Consider the following 16,112-nt stretch of genomic DNA (forward strand, 5'->3'; position numbering starts at 1 on the left):
GCGTGGCGCTCCCACGAACTCCTCCCGGGCGTCATCGACGGCGTCCTTGAGTGCTCCCCGGGGTCCCTGATATTCGCGGCGCACCGTACTTCGCGGGACCCGGGAGCGCCCGCAGCAGCTCAGACCCCACGGCACTGACACCCACCATCCTCCTCCCAGCGCCTCCCGGCGTCACGCGGTTCGGAGCACTGCTCGAGTGTTCGTCAAGACAAGACGAACGGCATCCCAACCACGCGATCTCGAACGGGCGAGCACGATCCGACTCGCCCGCAGCGGAGGAGCAGCATGAAAGCAGCCGTGATGGAGGCCGTCCGTGAGCCGCTCGTCGTGCGCGACGTGCCCGACCCGAAGCCGGCCGAGGGCGGGGTCGTCGTGCGCGTCGAAGCCAACGGCGTGTGTCGCAGCGACTGGCACCTGTGGACGGGCGACTGGACGTGGGTCGGAATCGCCGTGCCGCTACCGCACGTCGGCGGTCACGAGTTCTGCGGCGTGATCGAGGAGGTCGGCCCCGGCGTGACGCGCTGGCGCAAGGGCGACCGCGTGCTCGTCCCCTTCAGCCAGGGCGACGGCACCTGCGAGTGGTGCCGCAGCGGGCATCAGAACATCTGCGACACCTTCCTCACGCCGGGCTTCGCGTACTGGGGCGGCTTCGGCCGCTACGTCGCGATCCCCTACGCCGACGTGAACCTGGTGCCGCTGCCGGAGTCGATCGGCTTCGTCGAAGCGGCGAGCATGGGCTGCCGCTACATGACGTCGTTCCACGGCATCGTCGACCGCGCGAAGGTGTCGGCCGGCGAGTGGGTCGCGGTGCACGGCTGCGGCGGCATCGGGCTCTCGGCGGTGCAGATCGCGTCGGCGCTCGGCGCCAACGTGATCGCGGTCGACATCGACGACGAGAAGCTCGACCTCGCGAAGAACCTCGGCGCGGTGGCGACGGTGAACGCGGCCAAGGGCGATCCCGTCGGCGCGATCGTCGAGATGACCAAGGGCGGCGCGCACGTGTCGGTGGATGCCCTCGGCGTCGCCGCGACCTGCCGCAACTCGGTGCTGTGTCTCCGCAAGCGCGGACGCCACCTGCAGATCGGCCTCACCTCGTCGGCCGAGAAGGGCGAGATCGCACTGCCGATCGACATCATCGTGCTGAAGGAGGTGACGATCTGCGGCTCGCTCGGCATGCAGGCGCCGCGCTTCGGCGCGATGCTGCAGATGGTCGAGAGCGGCAAGCTCGCGCCGGGCAAGCTCGTCAGCCGCACGATCCCGCTCGAGGAGACGAGCAGCGTGCTCGAGTCGATGGACCGCTTCGCGAACGTCGGCGTGATCGTGATCGACCGCTACTGAGCGACGCCTCCCGCGCAACGCTCGCGCTCACCCGCCGACGGGGCGCGCCGTCAAGATCAAAACCGACGCCCCGTCGGCGGGCCGCGCTCCGCAGGCGATTTCTCACCTGACGGAGCGCGGCCCGCGCTGACCCCTCCGCGCTATTCGAAGCAGCCGCCGGCTTCGATGTTCGTGAAGTCGTTGCCGTTGGCGCTGTTCTCGCCGCCGTCGTCGTTGGTGCCCGAGCCGCCGACGTCGAACTCGCAGCCACCACTGTCCTCGAAGTCGTTGTCGCGCACCAGGTTGGCGTCGCCCGTGACCAGCACGCCGGCGCCGCCGTTGCGCTCGCCCTGGCTGTCCTCGAGCGAGTTGCCGTCGCCGTGCAGCGCGACGCCGCTGCCGCCGTTCTCGAGCAAGCGCAGGTTCCGAAGCTCGTTGCCGCTCCCGTCGACGCGCACGCCGTCGCCGGCGTTGTCGCGCGCGGTGATGCCCTCGAGCGCGTTCGACGTGCCGTCGACGACGACGCCGATCGGGTTCGCCTCGAGCGAGCCGCCGCCGACCGCGTTGCCGGTGCCCGAGAGCAGCAGGCCCGCGACGCCGTTCTCGCGCACGCGGTTCATCGAGACGTCATGTCCCGAGCCGGTGACCTGCACGCCGTACTGGCTCGCGCCGGTCGCGCGCACGCCGCGCAGCTCGTGACCGCTGCCGCCGACGAGGAAGCCGACCGTGCCGCCGACCGTGTCGAGGCCGACGATCAGCGCCGGGACGCTGCCGCGCAGCTCGATCACCGGCTGCGCGTCATCCGCCGCGGTGACGCGCGCGACCGTGCACTGCCGGATCTCGATCGCCACGTCGCGCTCGATCACGACGTTCTCGACGGTGTTCGCGAAGACGCCGATCACGTCGCCGTCCTGCGCCGCGTCGACCGCGTTTTGCAGCGTCGTGAAGACGTTCGGTCCCGCGAAGGTCGTGCTCACCACCAGCGTCGGCGGGTGCGTCGGATCCTCCGGGCACGGCGGGATGGTCGGCGTCGGCGGCGGCGCCACCGTCGGAGTTGGCGACGGCGTCGGCGTGGGAGTCGGGGTCGGCGTCGGCGTGGGCGTGGGTGTCGGAGTGGGCGTCGGGGTTGGCGTCGGGGTCGGTGTCGGTGACGGCGTCGGGGTCGGCGTGACCGGCGGCGCGACGGTGGGCGTCGGCGTCGGCACGAAGGGCGTCGGCGTCGGACGGATCGCGTGCTCGCCCGCGATGCGGATCAGCCGTCCCACCAGGGTACCGCCGAGGCCACCGATGGCCGCGGTGCCGCGGATCAACTGCACGTTCGCCTCGGGCGCAAAGATCTGCGCGACGAGCGAGCTGAAGCGGCCGATCGTCACCTGACGCCCGCCGACGAAGATCTGCAGATCCGCCGGATCGCCGCTCGACGCCTCGATCGACGCTTCCGCCTGCGTGCGCAGCGTGTCGGCGATCTCGACGATCGCCGTGCCGCCGACGCTCACCACCTCGACCTGCTGCGCGAGACGCCAGGCGAGGAACTGGAACGTCCCCGGCTGAAGCTCGAGCCGGCCGCCGGACGCGACCCGCAGCTCGCGGTAGCAGCCCGGCGCGAGCGAGACGGTCGCGCCCGCCGGCACGACGACGTTCGCCGCGCTCGCCGTGCACGGGTCGAAGACGCCCGGCGGCAGCGGCGGCAGCACCAGCAGCGGCAGCGCGAGCCCGCTCTGCGTGCCGCGGATCACCGAGCCCGGCCGCGCGCGCACGGTGTTCGCGAACACGTCGTTCACCGACGCGAGCGCGCCCAGCATCAAGCGGTCGCTCGCGACGAAGCTGTCGTCCGCGAAGACGTCCGGCCCGCGCAGCGTCGTGCGGATGCCGACGCTCAGCTCGCCGCCCGCTTCGATCACACCGAAGTTGCCGACGAGCTCGATGTTCGAGCCGATGTTGAGGTCGGTGCGCGCGAGCGCGGTGTAGTCGCGCCAGTCGCTCGACGGCTGCGCGCTCGCAGACGCCGCGCTCAGCAGCGCGAAGCCACCCGCCAGAAGTCCGCGCAGGACCGCCCCCAGGCTGCCGACCGCGAAACGAAACGTCATGGTCTTGCCTCCCCCCGGGGCGCTGCGAAGGCCCCAGTGAAGCAAGCGAAATGCCCTGGAGTGCTGCTTGACGTTTGCGTGCTCGCACGTGACCCGAGCGCGTGCGGCGAGTAGAACTTGCCGGTGCATCTTCCAGCGTGCAAAGCGCGGCGTGTAGTTCTTCCAGGCTTGGCTTGACGCGCGCGCTCCGCACGGGCTCGGAGCACGCTCGCAGCGCGAGCGGAACGCAGGCGAGCGGCGCGAGGCCGGCGAGGCGAGCTACGCCACGTCTGGCGAGCGCCGCGGCGCTCTGCGATGGTGGCGGCGGAGGGTTCGCATGCGCACGCGTGTCACCGAGATGTTCGGGATCGAGTTTCCGATCTTCGCCTTCACCCACTGCCGCGACGTCGTCGCGGCGGTGAGCGCCGCCGGCGGCTTCGGCGTGCTGGGTGCGGTGGCCCACTCCCCCGGGCAGCTCGACGTCGACCTGACGTGGATCCGCGAGCACGCCGGCGGCAAGCCGTTCGGCGTCGACCTGCTGATCCCGCGCAAGTACGTCGGCGACGCCGAGGGCGGCCTCGACCCCGCCGGGCTCCGCGAGATGCTGCCCGAGGAGCACCGGCAGTGGATCGACGAGCTGCTCGAGCGCTACGGCGTGCCGCCGCTGCCCGAAGAGTCGAGCGGCGATCTCGCGCCGCGTCGCCTCGCGATCGACCCGAAGAGCATGGCGCCGCTGATCGACGTGTCGTTCCGGCACGGCGTGCGTCTGATCGCGTCCGCGCTCGGTAGCCCGCCCGAGTGGTTGGTCGAGCGCGCGCGCAAGGAGGGCGTGCCGGTCGCGGCGCTCGCCGGGGCGCTGAAGCACGCGATCCAGCACCGCGACGCCGGCGCCGACCTGATCATCGCGCAGGGCACCGAGGGCGGCGGCCACACCGGCGAGATCGGCACCATGGTGCTGGTGCCGCAGGTGGTCGACGCGGTCGCCCCGATCCCGGTTCTCGCCGCGGGCGGCATCGCGACGGGACGCCAGGTCGCGGCCGCGCTCGCGCTCGGCGCCGAGGGCGTCTGGTGCGGCTCGGTATGGTTGACGACCCACGAGGCCGAGACCACGCCCGCGATCAAGGAGAAGTTCCTCGCCGCGACCTCGGCCGACACGCGCCGCTCACGCTCGCTCACCGGCAAGCCGGCGCGCATGCTGCGCACCGCGTGGACCGACGCCTGGGAGCAGCCCGATGCGCCGTCGCCGCTGCCGATGCCGCTGCAGAGCATGCTGGTGTCGGAGGCGCAGCGCCGCATCCACCGCGTCGCGCATCAGCCCGACTCCGGCGCGCGTCAGCTCGTGACCTACTTCGTCGGCCAGGTGGTCGGGCAGATGAACGTGGTCAAGCCGGCGCGCGCGGTGGTGCAGGAGATGGTCGAGGAGTTCCTCGACACCATGGAGCGCCTCGACGGACTGACCCGCGAGGAGTGAGCGCCGCCGAAGCGACGCTCACTCCCGTTGGTCGCTGACAACCGGCTCGAGCTACGCGGACGGCCCGGCTGCGCGGCCACCGTCGGCGCGCTCCCAGCCTCAGCGCTCGATCTCGAGACGCAGCTGCGCCGAGCTCGTCTGCGGGCGCTCGCCGTTCGGCCCGCCCTTGTCCTCGTAGGTCAGCTCGACCAGCAGGAAGAGCTCGCCGGCGGTCGCGTGGTCGGCGGGGATCGACGCCTGGAAGCGCGCCTCGCAGCGCAGGAACGCCTGGCTCGGGTGGGCGTGCGCGTTGTGGCCGAGGAACACGGTCCACACCATCTGGTCGCACGGCACCTCGCCGTCCTCGCGGTCGACGGCGCGTCCGCGCAGCACGACCGTTTCGCCGTCGCGCACCTTCGTGCCGGGCTTCGGCTCCTCGATGATCACCGTCGGCGGCTCGTTGCCGAGCGCGATCTCGACGACGTCCGGGAAGCTGCGGCGGCCCTTGCCGTCGGTGACGACGAGGCTCACGTAGTGGAGCCCGTTCTCGGTGAAGGTGTGCTCGAGCTCGGGTCCGCTGTGGTCGGTGACGCCGTCGCCGTCGAGGTCCCACTCCCACGAGCGGATGACGCCGCCCGCGCCGGGCGCGCGTGAGCCCTCCGACGTGAAGCGCACGGTGAGCGGCGCGACGCCCGCGACCTGCGACGCGGTCGCGCGCGCGACCGGCGTCAGATCACCCGTCTCCGAGTACTCGAGGCGCACGAGCTGCGCGTCCTCGTTGTCGCCGCCGAAGCCGGTGCCGTACTCGAGGATCATGAGCGCGCCGTCGGGCGCGATCTCGAGGTCGATCGGCCGGCGCAGCGGGATGAACGGCGCGACCCGGCGCACGCGCTCGAGCTTGCCGTTCGCATCGACCGACACCGCGGCGATCAGATCGCGCGTCCACTCGGTCATCAGCAGATCGCCCTCGTAGCGCTGCGGCAGGAAGTACGGAGCCTTGCCCGGCGGACGACGCGCGACCACGCCCGCCATCGCCGAGCGGCCGGTCACCCGTCCGGGCTCGGGGATCGCGTTGCCGAGCGCGAGCTCGCTCACGGTCACGTAGTCGTAGGCGAGCGCCGCGGGAACGAATCCGTCGCACGAGTACGGCTCGCCCGCGACGCCGGTGAGGTAGTCGTACGCGTTGTAGGGGAGGTTCGGGCCGATGCAGAACGGCCAGCCGTAGTTGCCGGGACCGTCGACGACGTTGATCTCGTCGTAGCCGCGCGGTCCGCGCGGCCCCTCGACCGGGGCGTCGGGTCCGATGTCGCCGAAGTAGAGGCGCCCGGTGCGCGGGTCGGCGGCGCTGCGGAACGGGTTGCGCGTGCCCATCACGTAGATCTCGGGGCGTCCCTGCGAGCCGTCGGGCGGGAACAGGTTGCCCGGCGGGATCGAGCCGTCGCGGTTCAAGCGCAAGAGCTTGCCGCGCAGGTCGAACGGGTTCTGCGAGGTGCGGCGCGCGTCGTAGCGGTCGCGATCGGGACGGTTGTCGAGCGGCGCGTAGCCCTCCGCGTCGCCGAACGGATTGGTGTTGTCGCCGACCGACAGGACCAGCGTCTTGTCGGGCAGGAACGTGATCTGCCCGCCCTCGTGGCCGCCGAGACGCTCGCTCGGCGTGCGCAGCAGCACCTGCTGCGAGGCGAGGTCGAGCGTGCCGTCGGCCTGCACGCGGAAGCGCGCGAGCACGTTCTCGCCGAGCGGACCCTCGTAGGGCAGCGCGTCGTAGTCGACGCCCTCCTCGGGCTGGAAGTCGTCCTGCGCGTAGAAGAGGTACATCCACGGCTCGCGCGCGAAGTCCGGGTCGAGCGCGATGCCGAGGAGCCCGTTCTCGCCCTGCAGCGAGACGTCGAGGCTCGCCGACAGCGTCGTGCGTCCGTTGGCCGGGTTCCACACCCAGACCTCGCCGGTGCGCTCGACGTAGAACACGCGTCCGTCCGGCGCGACCGCCATCGTCATCGGGTTGCGCGCGACGCGCGACACCGGGATCGCGTTCCACGACGGCGGCCCCGCGGCCCAGCGGATGCCGTCAAGCAAATGCTTCTGGAACAGCGGATCGCTCCACGACTCGGGACGGTGTCCGAGGTTGGTGTAGAACGAGCGCCCGCCGTCGAACTCCTTGTACCAGGCGATCGGATGGTCCGCGCCCATCGACGGCGTGTCGGGGAAGTTCGGGTAGATGAACCCCGACTCGTCGATGGTGAGCAGGATCGCGTTGTCCTGCCGCGGGTTGCGGTCGAAGTTGTAGATCTCGTCGGTGAAGAGGAAGCGCGCCGGCAGATGGTCGGTCGATGGGTGATCCGGATCCTCGGTCGTCACCTCGACCTCGACCGGCAGCAGCGGGTGGCTGATGAAGTAGGCGCCGACGAGCTGCCCGTACCAGTTCCACTGGTACTCGGTGTCGGCCGCGGAGTGCACGCCGACCCAGCCGCGGCCGGAGCGAACGAAGCGCTCGAGCGCCGCCTGCTGCTGCTCGTCGAGGACGTCGCCCGTGGTATTGACGAACGCGACGACGTCGAACCGGGCGAGCGACTCGTCGGTGAACGCGGTCGGATCCTCGGTCAGCGTCGCGGCGATGCCCTCGCGCTCGGGCAAGCTCGAGAAGAAGGCGACGGCGTCGTCGATCGACGGATGGCGGAAGCCCGTCGTGCGCGAGAACACCAGCACGCGCAGCGGCTCGCCCGCGGCCGCGCGCTCGCACGCCTTGCCGCCGGGACGCAGGATCGCCTTGCCCGACGGTCGGCCGGCGCCGCGCAGCGGCGTGTCGCAGCCGTCGACGACGGGCTTCGCGCGCACCGGCGCGGCGGACGTTCCGGGCGCGGGCACGAGCGCGAACGCGGCGGCAAGGACGGCGATGCCCGTGAGGGCGACGATCGAGGACCAGGGACCGGCTTTGCGCATCGCTCCGAACTACCCTCGATCGGCCGGGCCGGGCAACCACGGAAACGCCTCCGGATGCAGGGTGGGCTTCGCCGCGCGGTGCAGCGCGTCGCGACGCGAGCTTGCAACCGCGCACGTCGCACCGTGCGCGCCCGCGCGACCCGACGACGGCGACGCGAGCTACAGCTCGGGGTGCAGGCGCGAGAGCAGCGGGATCGCCGCGATCTTCTCCGGCGTGAGCTCGCGCCACACGATGCGCGGCCGACGCCGCGAGCGCGGCACGCGGATCAGCTCGGTCGGCGTCACGATGAGATCGAGCGGGAAGTCGTGCTCGGTCACCGGGATGACGCCCGCCGGCAGCACCTGCGCGTCGTGCACGGTGGTGACGATGCGCGTGCGCGCGCCGATCAGACCGGCCTCGGCGGCGATCGCCAGCTCGAGGTCGCTGAAGCCGCCGCCCTTGCCGAGACGCCGCCCGTCGCGTCCGACCGCGACGCAGCCCGTGACCACGAGGTCGACCGGCGACAGCTCGGAAACGTCGACCGGACGGCCGAGGCGCGCCGCGCCCTTGATCGACGCCGCCGCGCGCGGCGCCGCGCGCAGCTTCTCGGGATCGAGCAGGAAGAACGGCTTCTCCGCCGCGAGCCGCGGCACCGCCATGTAGACGATCTTGCCGTCGGCGAGCGCGCGCTCGCGCACCGGAAGCTGCGGCGAGTCCGGATTCGCCTTGATGGTCTGCGCCGCCTGCCAGATCGGCGTCGCGCGCAGACGCTCGGCCGCGGCCTCCGCGCCGACGAAGTTCGGGATGCGGCCCTCCGGGCGCGGGAAGCGCGCGATGCCGGGCGCGGAGAGATTGCGCCACATCTGCTCGCGGAGCGCCGCCTTCGCCTCGAGCAGCTCGCGCGGCCCGCCGGCGTCGTGGTCGTGTCGGCGCACCATCGCGGGCGCATCGTAGAGCACGCGGGCGCCGGAGACGAACCGCGGCTTCCCGCCCGTGGGAACGCGCGACGTCCTTTCGTTCCGCCCCGCGCGTCGCTGCGTCCGTCGGCGCATTCGCGACGCGTGCGAGGAGGCGTCCAAGGGCGGGCGCGACGCGTGTAAGTCCTTCCAAGCGCCGTTCACCGACGTGCGGAACCCGTTACAGCCGCCGCGCCGCACGCCGCGTCCGCCGCGCCCCGCGGCTCTTCCGGCCGGTGGTATGTCGCTTGCAGCCAGCCGCGCACACATGAGGCCGTCGTTGCATCCGAACGAAGAGCAGCGCTCGCTGGGACAGCTCTTCTCCGACTTGACGCGCGAGAGCTCGGAGCTCGTCCGCAAGGAGATCGAGCTTGCGCGCCTCGAGCTCATGGAGAGCGTCGCGGAGCTCAAGAGCGGCGTGACGAGCTTGGTGATCGCCCTGCCGCTGATGTGGGGCGGCTTCCTGGTGCTGCTGTTCGCGGCGGTGCTCGGTCTCGACCAGGCGCTGCACCGGATGTGGCTCTCGGCCCTCATCGTCGGTGGGGTGGTTCTCGTGCTCGGGGCGATCGCGCTGCTGGTCGGACGCGGCCGGCTGAAGAAGGTCGACGTCACGCCCGAGCGCACCGTCGCCTCGCTGCGCGAGGACAAGGAAATGGTTCAGCGCCACGTGCGCGCCGGCGCGCACTAGGAGGCCGTCATGCCGAACTCGGGACAGCACGAGCGCACGCCCAACGAGGTGCAGGAGGAGATCGAGCAGACGCGGGCCGAGCTCGACAGCACGCTCGACGAGATCGGTCGGCGCCTCTCGCCGCAGGAGATGAAGGAGCGCGTCGTCGACTACGTGAAGAGCAACGCCTCGCGGGTCGGCGACACGGTGCAGCGCAATCCCGTGCCGATCGCGCTCGCCGGCACGCTGCTCGTCGCGACCGTGATCGCGCGCCGTCGCCTGAGCGCGCGCAAGGCGCGCGAGCGCGAGGAGCAGTTCCGCGCGGTGTGGGAACGCCTGTCCTCGGCGATCGAGCGGCCGCACGCGTTCTCGCGCCGGCTCGCGACCTCCGACGCGGTCGGGCGGATGGGCGAGCTCGCCGCCGACGCGCGCAGCAGCTTCTCGCATTTCCTCGACGACGCCTCGACGCGCGCACGCGACTTCATGGACTCGGGCCGCGCCCAGCCGCTGCTCGACCGCGCCCGGCCGCTCGTCGACCGCGCGCGGCCGCTCGTCGAGACGCTCGAGCAGACCTCGCGCACCCACCCGCTCGCGTCGCTCGGCGTCGCCCTCGCGGCGGGCGCGCTCCTCGTCACGCTGCTGCGGCGCAGCTAGCGCAGACGCCGCTCGGTGGGCGCGGCAGCGGTGCACTGCACGGCGCCGCGCAGCCACCGCACGGCGCTGCGCGCAGCTTCCGGCTACGCGCAGCGCCGCTCGTCGAAGCGAGCCAGGCGCTACGCCCGCTCATGGATTGCACTGCACGTAGTAGCGCGCCGTCGCCGAGCCGTTGAGCGCCGCCGAGCACGACGGGCGTCCGCTGCAGCACGAGCCGATGCCCGCGGGCGGACACGACACCGGCTCGCAGCCGTCGCCGTCCTCGCCGCCGGTCCCGAAGCACGTCGAGTAGCCGCTGAACGAGTTCACGGAGAACGGCGCCGCGAGCGTGCACACGTAGTGCACGATGTCGTTCGGCCGGTTGATGGTCACGCTGCAGCCCGGCGGACCGCTCTGCGTCGCCGTCCCGCCCGGCCACACCGCCGCCGTGAAGACGCCGCCCGTGCTGCTCGTCACCTGGAAGGTGAAGAGCTGGCTCGGGCACTTGCAGCGTCCGCCGTTGCACGAGTTGGTCTGGCAGTCGCCGTTCGCGACGCAGGTCGCGCCGAGCCCGCAGGCGCCGCAGCTCGGACCACCGCAGTCGACGTCGCTCTCGCCGCCGTTCTTGACGCCGTCGGAGCACGTCGGAGCCTGGCAGACGCCGTTGACGCACACGCCGCTCTGGCAGTCGCCGCCGCTCGAGCAGCCGCCGCCGGTGCCGCACGCGGCGCACGGACCGCCGCAGTCGATGCCGGTCTCGCCGCCGTTCTGCGCGCCGTCGCTGCACGATGGTGCTTGACAGACGCTCCCCGTGCAGACGCCGCTCTGGCAGTCGCCGGCGCTCGAGCACGCGCGGCCGGCACCGCAGTCGGGGCAGACCGGGCCGCCGCAGTCGACGTCGGTCTCGCTCGCGTTCTTGACGCCATCGTTGCAGGTCGACGCCTGGCAGACCTGCGCGACGCAGACGCCGCTCTGGCAGTCGGCGCCGCTCGCGCAGCCGCCGCCGGTGCCGCACGGCGCGCACGGACCGCCGCAGTCGGTGCCGGTCTCGCCGCCGTTCTCGACGCCATCGCTGCAGGTCGGCGCCTGGCAGACGTTGCCGATGCAGACGCCGCTCTGGCAGTCGCCGGGAATCGCGCAGCCGGCGCCGTTCGGGCAGTCGGGGCAGACGCCGCCACAGTCGACGTCGGTCTCGCTGCCGTTGTCGACGCCGTCGCTGCACGTCGGTGCTTGACACACGCCGCTCGTGCACACGCCGCTCGCGCAGTCGTCCGCGACGACGCAGGCCTGGCCGTCCGCGCAGCCCGCACACGTGCCGCCGCAGTCGCTCGCCGTCTCGTCGCCGTTCTTCACGCCGTCGTCGCACGCCGGTGCCTGGCAGACGCCGCCCGTGCAGACGCCGCTCTGGCAGTCGTCGGCGACGTTGCAGTCCTCGCCGTCCGCGCAATCGGCGCAGCTGCCGCCGCAGTCGACGTCGGTCTCGTCACCGTTCTCGACGCCGTCGTTGCAGCTCTCCGGCTGGCAGATCCCGTCCGTGCAGACGCCGCCCGCGCAGTCGCTGCCGACGACGCAGCCCTCGCCCTGCGCGCAGCCCGCGCAGCCGCCTCCGCAGTCGACGTCGGTCTCCGTGCCGTTCTTGACGCCGTCGCCGCAGGTGGGCGCCTGGCAGACGCCGTCCGTGCACACGCCGCTCGCGCAGTCGCTCGCCGCGCCGCACGCGGCTCCCGTCGCGCAGCGCGCGCACGCCGCGTCCGGACCGCCGCAGTCGACGTCGGCCTCGTCGCCGTTCTGCAGACCGTCGTTGCAATTCGGACACGCGACCTCGACGCCGCCACGCGCGACCAGGCGGAAGCCGCTGCCAGTGATTTTGTGCTGGACGACGCTGCCGCTCGCCGGACGGTACAGCGAGCACATGCGGTGGCGCGAGCCGTCGGCCGCGTTGTCGACGGTCAGGACGGTCATCACGCCGCCCGCTCCCGGCGGCGTCGAGATGTCGAGGCCGCCGAGCGACGGCGCGGTGATGCGCGCGAGCTTGCCGTACTGGATCGACGCGTTCTTCACCGGCGACGGACCCGCCGGCGCGAACCGGTTGCGGTAGGTCGCGCTCTTGGCGTTGGTCTTCGCCCACGGCGCCGGCATCGCGAGCTTGCCGACGTTGGTCGGCGCGTCGACGTAGTACACCTCGAGCGACGCCGCGAGATCGCCCGGTGCGGCGAGCGCGCCGACGTGCACGTCGGCGTCCTTCTGCACCGAGACCAGATTCTGCCGTCCGGTGCGCGTGTTCACCGTCAGCGAGAGCCGCGTGCCGGTGACGCCGACGTCGGTCGCCCACGACGGCACGGTGGCGGCGAGCGCTGCGAGCAGTGCGCCGGCGGCGCACGCGGCCGCGGCGGTGAGGAGCATGCGTCGTCTCTGCGGGTTCACGCTGCGTCCCTTTCGTGGGAGAGGCTTGCGCGTCACTCGAGGCAGGTGACGCGGTAGCGGGCCTGCGCCGAGCCGTTCAGGCCGACGGAGCACGACGGTCGACCGCTGCAGCACGAGCCGATGCCGGCGAACGGACAGGACACCGGCTCGCAGCCGTCGCCGTCCTCGCCGCCGGCGCCGAAGCACTGCGAGAAGCCGGAGAACGTCTGCACGGAGAACGGCGCGGCGAGCGTACAGACGAGGTCGATGTTGTCGTTCGGCCGGTTGATGGTCACGCTGCAGCCCGGCGACGAGCTCTGCGTCGCCGTGCCGCCCGGCCATTCCGCCGAGCTGAACGGACCGCCGGTGCTGCTGGTCACGTCGAAGACGAACGACCGATTGCCGCAGGTGCAGCGCGCGTTCTGTCCGCACACGCCGCTCGCGCAGTCGCTGCCGACGGTGCACTTCTTGGTGAGCGCGCAGGGCGGGCACGAGCCGCCGCAGTCGACGTCGGTCTCGCTGCCGTTCTGCAAGCCGTCGCTGCAGCTCGGCGCCTGGCAGACGCCGCCGCTGCAGATGCCGCTCGCGCAGTCGCTCGCGGTGTTGCAGGTCTGGCCGTCGGCGCAGCGCACGCAGAACGGCGACGATCCGCCGCAGTCGATCCCGCTCTCGCTGCCGTTCTTGACGCCGTCGGCGCAGTTCGCGACGCGGCAGAAGCCGTCCTCGCAGACACCGCTCGGGCACTCGGCGCCGCTCGTGCAGGTCGGCTGGCAAACGCCGCCCGAGCAGCCGCCGGTCGCGCAGTCCGTGCTGAGGAAGCACTGCTCGCCGGTCGCGCAGCCCGGACAGCTGCCGCCGCCACAATCGACGTCGGTCTCGGCGCCGTTCGCGACGCCGTCGGTGCACGTCGGTGCTTGACAGGCGCCGTCGAGGCAGACGCCGCTCGGGCACACCGAGCCGTCGACGCAGTCGGGCGTCAGATCGGCGAAGATCGCGTAGTACGCTCCCGTGCGCGACACCTCGACGCCAGACAGCGAGAGGCCGAGGAAGGACGGTAGCGGGAAGCTCTGCAGCGCGCTCGCGAGGTCCGGCAGGAAGCCGGCGAGCACCGACGGCAGGAAGCCCTGCAGCGCGACCTCGCTCACGCCGAGCGGATTGCGCAGCAGCGACACCGCGACGTCGGCCGCGGTCGGCGGCGAGAGCGCGAAGCCGATGCCGCCCGGCTGGAACGCGAGCTGCAGCCCGAGCCGCGCGTCGACCGCGAGCACGAGGTGCACCTGCTCCGACGGCAGGCTCTCGTCCTGCACGAACTCGACCAGCACGTGCGCCACCGCGAGCTCACCGAGCTCGCCATTGGGACCGCTCGCGCCGGTCAGCACCGGCGCGAGCGTCGGCGACACGCGGATCGCGATCGGCGTGGTCGGCGGCAGCTGGCTGAACGGCGTCAAGAGCGCGCCCAGCAGAGCCGCGCTGAGCGGGATCGGGCCGCCGCCGAGATCGATCTCGTGGATCCTCGTGCGCAGGAGCCCGGTCTCGATCTGCGCGCGCAGGAGCTGGTTGAAGCCCGAGGTCGAGATGCCGAGCCCGATGCCGTAGGGCAGGTTCTGCACAGGCGTCGTCGCGCCGAAGGTCGGGAACGACTCGTCGACGTGGTAGCTCGCGGTCAGGTCCGGCGCGCCCGGAACGGGCGTGGCCGTCGCGGCCACGTCGGCCGCGAACGTGATGCCGACCGGGTCCTCGTCGATCGAGGTGAACGGCGCGTAGAGGTCGATGCCGAGCCCGCTTCCGACCGGGCCCGCGATGTCGACGCCGGCGAGCGCGGTCTCGATCGCACCCGCGATCGGCGTGTTGCCCGACGCGTCGACGGTGTTGAGGAAGTCCTGCATGCCGTTCGCGAACAGCGCGCCGACGTCGCCGATCGCGGACCCGATCAGCGACTCGGTGAGGTCGCCGAACAGCCCGCTGCAGTCGGTGATGTGCGTCGTGTCGCTCGCCTGCACGACGACGTTGCCGATCTGCTGCACGTCGACGCGCGTCGGCTGCCCGGCGAGCGGCGAGAGGCCGTAGTCGCCGAAGATCTGCGTCAAGCCAACGGTGATCGCGAGCTCGCAGTGGATCGGGATGCCGCTCGCGCTGTCGATGTTCACCGTGACGCGCAGGTCCTCGAGCGAGATGTCGCCGTCGAGCGAGCCGGTCTGCGAGTCGATCGCGATGCCGATCGGTCCGATCGACGGCGGCGGCGTGCCGCTGATCGTGACGTCGACCGAGCCCAAGCACAGGCTGCCGAGCGGCGCGTAGCAGTAGTCCTCCATCACCTTGGTGCCGGCGGGAACGAGCGTCGCGGGATCGATCTCGACCAGCGTCGTCGCGACCGGCTCGATCGAGTCGAAGCCGCGGTCGTTGATCCTGAGCGCGACGCCGTTGGGCGACGCGTCGCCGTCCGCGACCGACGCGCCCGCCACCACGACGACGCGGTCGTGCACCGTGAGACCGTCGAAGCGGCGCACGAGGCGCGCCGCGATCGGGTTGAAGACGATCTCGGGGAAGAGCGGCACGTTGGTCGTGAAGGTTCCGTCGGGCGCGAGCGGCACGGCGACGTCGTTGATCGTCAGGTCGGCGCCCGCCGGTCCGACGCCGGTGGTGTGGCCGGTGACGGTGACGCTCGACGCCTGCGAGAACGCGCCGTGCACGGGCGTGTCGATCGTGACCGTGAACGGCACGCACGCGCCGCACGAGCCGCCGCAGTCGACGTCGGTCTCGTCGCCGTTCTCGACGCCGTCGCCGCACGTCGGTGCTTGACAGACGTTGTCCGTGCACACGCCGCTCTCGCAGTCGGACGGGCCGTTGCAGCCCTGCCCCGCTCCGCACTTCGGACACACCGGGCCGCCGCAGTCGATGCCGGTCTCGCTACCGTCCTTGACGCCACCCGTGCAGGCCGGGAAGGCGCACACTCCGCCGCTGCACAGCCCGGTCGCGCAGTCCGAGTTCTGCGCGCAGCCTTCGCCGACGCCGCATGCGGCGCAGAGCCCGCCGCCGCAGTCGACGCCGGTCTCGAGGTCGTTGCGCACGCCGTCGTCGCAGCGCGGGCACTCGACCGGCACGCCCTTGGTCAGCGTCAAGCGGCTGCGACCCTTCACCGAGCGGTGCGCGATCTTGCTGCCGCTCGAGACGCGGTAGAGCGAGCACATGCGGTGCGTCGAGCCGTCGCCCGCGTTGTGGACGGTCAGGATGCTCATGACGCCGCCGGGTCCTGGCGGCTGCGTGAGGTCGAGGCCGCCTGCGGTCTTCGCCGCGACCTTGGCCATCGTCCCGGCGCGCACGGTGGCGGTGCGCACGCCCGTCGGGCCCGCGGGTGCGAACTTGTTCAGGAACTTCGCCGTACGCGCGTCGACCTTGTCCCACGGCGACGGCAGCGGCAGCACGATGCGGTTCGTGGGCGTGTCGACGTAGTAGACCTCGAGCGAGCCCGAGAGCTCGCTCGCGGCGCTCGCGGGACCGAACGAGACGCCGGCGCCCCGCTGCGTCGAGGCGAGCGTCGACTTGCCGTTCGACGCGTTCGACGTGATCGCGAGGCGCGTCCCGACGACGCCGGCGTCCGCGGCGTGTGCGGGAGTCGCCGCCACGGCGGCGAGCAGAGCGAGGAGCGGCAGCAGCCCGGTCGAAGAAGTCCTGGTCACGCGCGGCCCTTTCTCGTCCCGGGCGA

9 protein-coding genes are annotated in these 16,112 nt (G+C 72.2%); 4 read left to right on the forward strand and 5 right to left on the reverse strand.

Features of this window, described 5'->3' with window-relative positions; all coding sequences use genetic code 11:
* Positions 1 to 285: 285 nt before the first annotated feature.
* Entirely contained in the window at positions 286 to 1,338 is a 1,053-nt protein-coding gene (locus VIS07_07425; protein HEY8515326.1) for a zinc-dependent alcohol dehydrogenase family protein, read from the forward strand.
* 140 nt (positions 1,339 to 1,478) lie between these two features.
* Here the strand turns inward: VIS07_07425 and VIS07_07430 are convergent, their stop codons facing one another.
* Positions 1,479 to 3,404, reverse strand: a complete 1,926-nt coding sequence (locus tag VIS07_07430) for a right-handed parallel beta-helix repeat-containing protein (GenBank protein ID HEY8515327.1) — start codon at positions 3,402 to 3,404, stop codon at positions 1,479 to 1,481.
* 316 nt (positions 3,405 to 3,720) lie between these two features.
* On the opposite strand from VIS07_07430, the gene VIS07_07435 reads away from it, so the two are divergent.
* On the forward strand, positions 3,721 to 4,854 hold the full coding sequence (locus tag VIS07_07435) for a nitronate monooxygenase family protein (protein HEY8515328.1): 1,134 nt from the start codon (positions 3,721 to 3,723) through the stop codon (positions 4,852 to 4,854).
* Positions 4,855 to 4,953: 99 nt separating this feature from the next.
* Here VIS07_07435 and VIS07_07440 read toward each other — a convergent pair whose 3' ends face one another.
* Positions 4,954 to 7,770, reverse strand: coding sequence for a ThuA domain-containing protein (locus VIS07_07440; GenBank protein ID HEY8515329.1), 2,817 nt, complete (start codon positions 7,768 to 7,770; stop codon positions 4,954 to 4,956).
* A gap of 159 nt (positions 7,771 to 7,929) precedes the next feature.
* Positions 7,930 to 8,688 (reverse strand): 5-formyltetrahydrofolate cyclo-ligase, encoded by a 759-nt coding sequence (locus VIS07_07445; GenBank protein HEY8515330.1) that lies wholly within the window; start codon positions 8,686 to 8,688, stop codon positions 7,930 to 7,932.
* A 298-nt stretch (positions 8,689 to 8,986) separates the two neighbouring features.
* Between VIS07_07445 and VIS07_07450 the strand changes: the two genes are divergently transcribed.
* On the forward strand, positions 8,987 to 9,394 hold the full coding sequence (locus VIS07_07450) for a phage holin family protein (GenBank protein HEY8515331.1): 408 nt from the start codon (positions 8,987 to 8,989) through the stop codon (positions 9,392 to 9,394).
* 9 nt (positions 9,395 to 9,403) lie between these two features.
* Complete coding sequence (locus tag VIS07_07455) at positions 9,404 to 10,027, forward strand: DUF3618 domain-containing protein (GenBank protein ID HEY8515332.1); 624 nt, start codon at positions 9,404 to 9,406, stop codon at positions 10,025 to 10,027.
* A gap of 129 nt (positions 10,028 to 10,156) precedes the next feature.
* Here the strand turns inward: VIS07_07455 and VIS07_07460 are convergent, their stop codons facing one another.
* Both VIS07_07460 and VIS07_07465 read right to left on the reverse strand, forming a co-directional pair.
* Entirely contained in the window at positions 10,157 to 12,430 is a 2,274-nt protein-coding gene (locus VIS07_07460; GenBank protein ID HEY8515333.1) for a hypothetical protein, read from the reverse strand.
* 32 nt (positions 12,431 to 12,462) lie between these two features.
* The gene (locus VIS07_07465) at positions 12,463 to 16,086 is read right to left on the reverse strand and encodes a hypothetical protein (protein HEY8515334.1); all 3,624 of its coding nucleotides are present in this window, start codon (positions 16,084 to 16,086) and stop codon (positions 12,463 to 12,465) included.
* Positions 16,087 to 16,112: the final 26 nt, after the last annotated feature.

This window comes from Candidatus Binatia bacterium (assembly GCA_036563615.1).
Taxonomy (GTDB): domain Bacteria; phylum Desulfobacterota; class Binatia; order UBA12015; family UBA12015; genus DATCMB01.

What these genes read in the sequence shown, in the direction of transcription:
- VIS07_07430 (HEY8515327.1), bottom strand. Translation starts at nt 3,404, where the DNA reads ATGACGTTTCGTTTCGCGGTCGGCAGCCTGGGGGCGGTCCTGCGCGGA.
- VIS07_07440 (HEY8515329.1), bottom strand. Translation starts at nt 7,770, where the DNA reads ATGCGCAAAGCCGGTCCCTGGTCCTCGATCGTCGCCCTCACGGGCATC.
- VIS07_07455 (HEY8515332.1), top strand. Translation starts at nt 9,404, where the DNA reads ATGCCGAACTCGGGACAGCACGAGCGCACGCCCAACGAGGTGCAGGAG.
- VIS07_07425 (HEY8515326.1), top strand. Translation starts at nt 286, where the DNA reads ATGAAAGCAGCCGTGATGGAGGCCGTCCGTGAGCCGCTCGTCGTGCGC.
- VIS07_07445 (HEY8515330.1), bottom strand. Translation starts at nt 8,688, where the DNA reads ATGGTGCGCCGACACGACCACGACGCCGGCGGGCCGCGCGAGCTGCTC.
- VIS07_07435 (HEY8515328.1), top strand. Translation starts at nt 3,721, where the DNA reads ATGCGCACGCGTGTCACCGAGATGTTCGGGATCGAGTTTCCGATCTTC.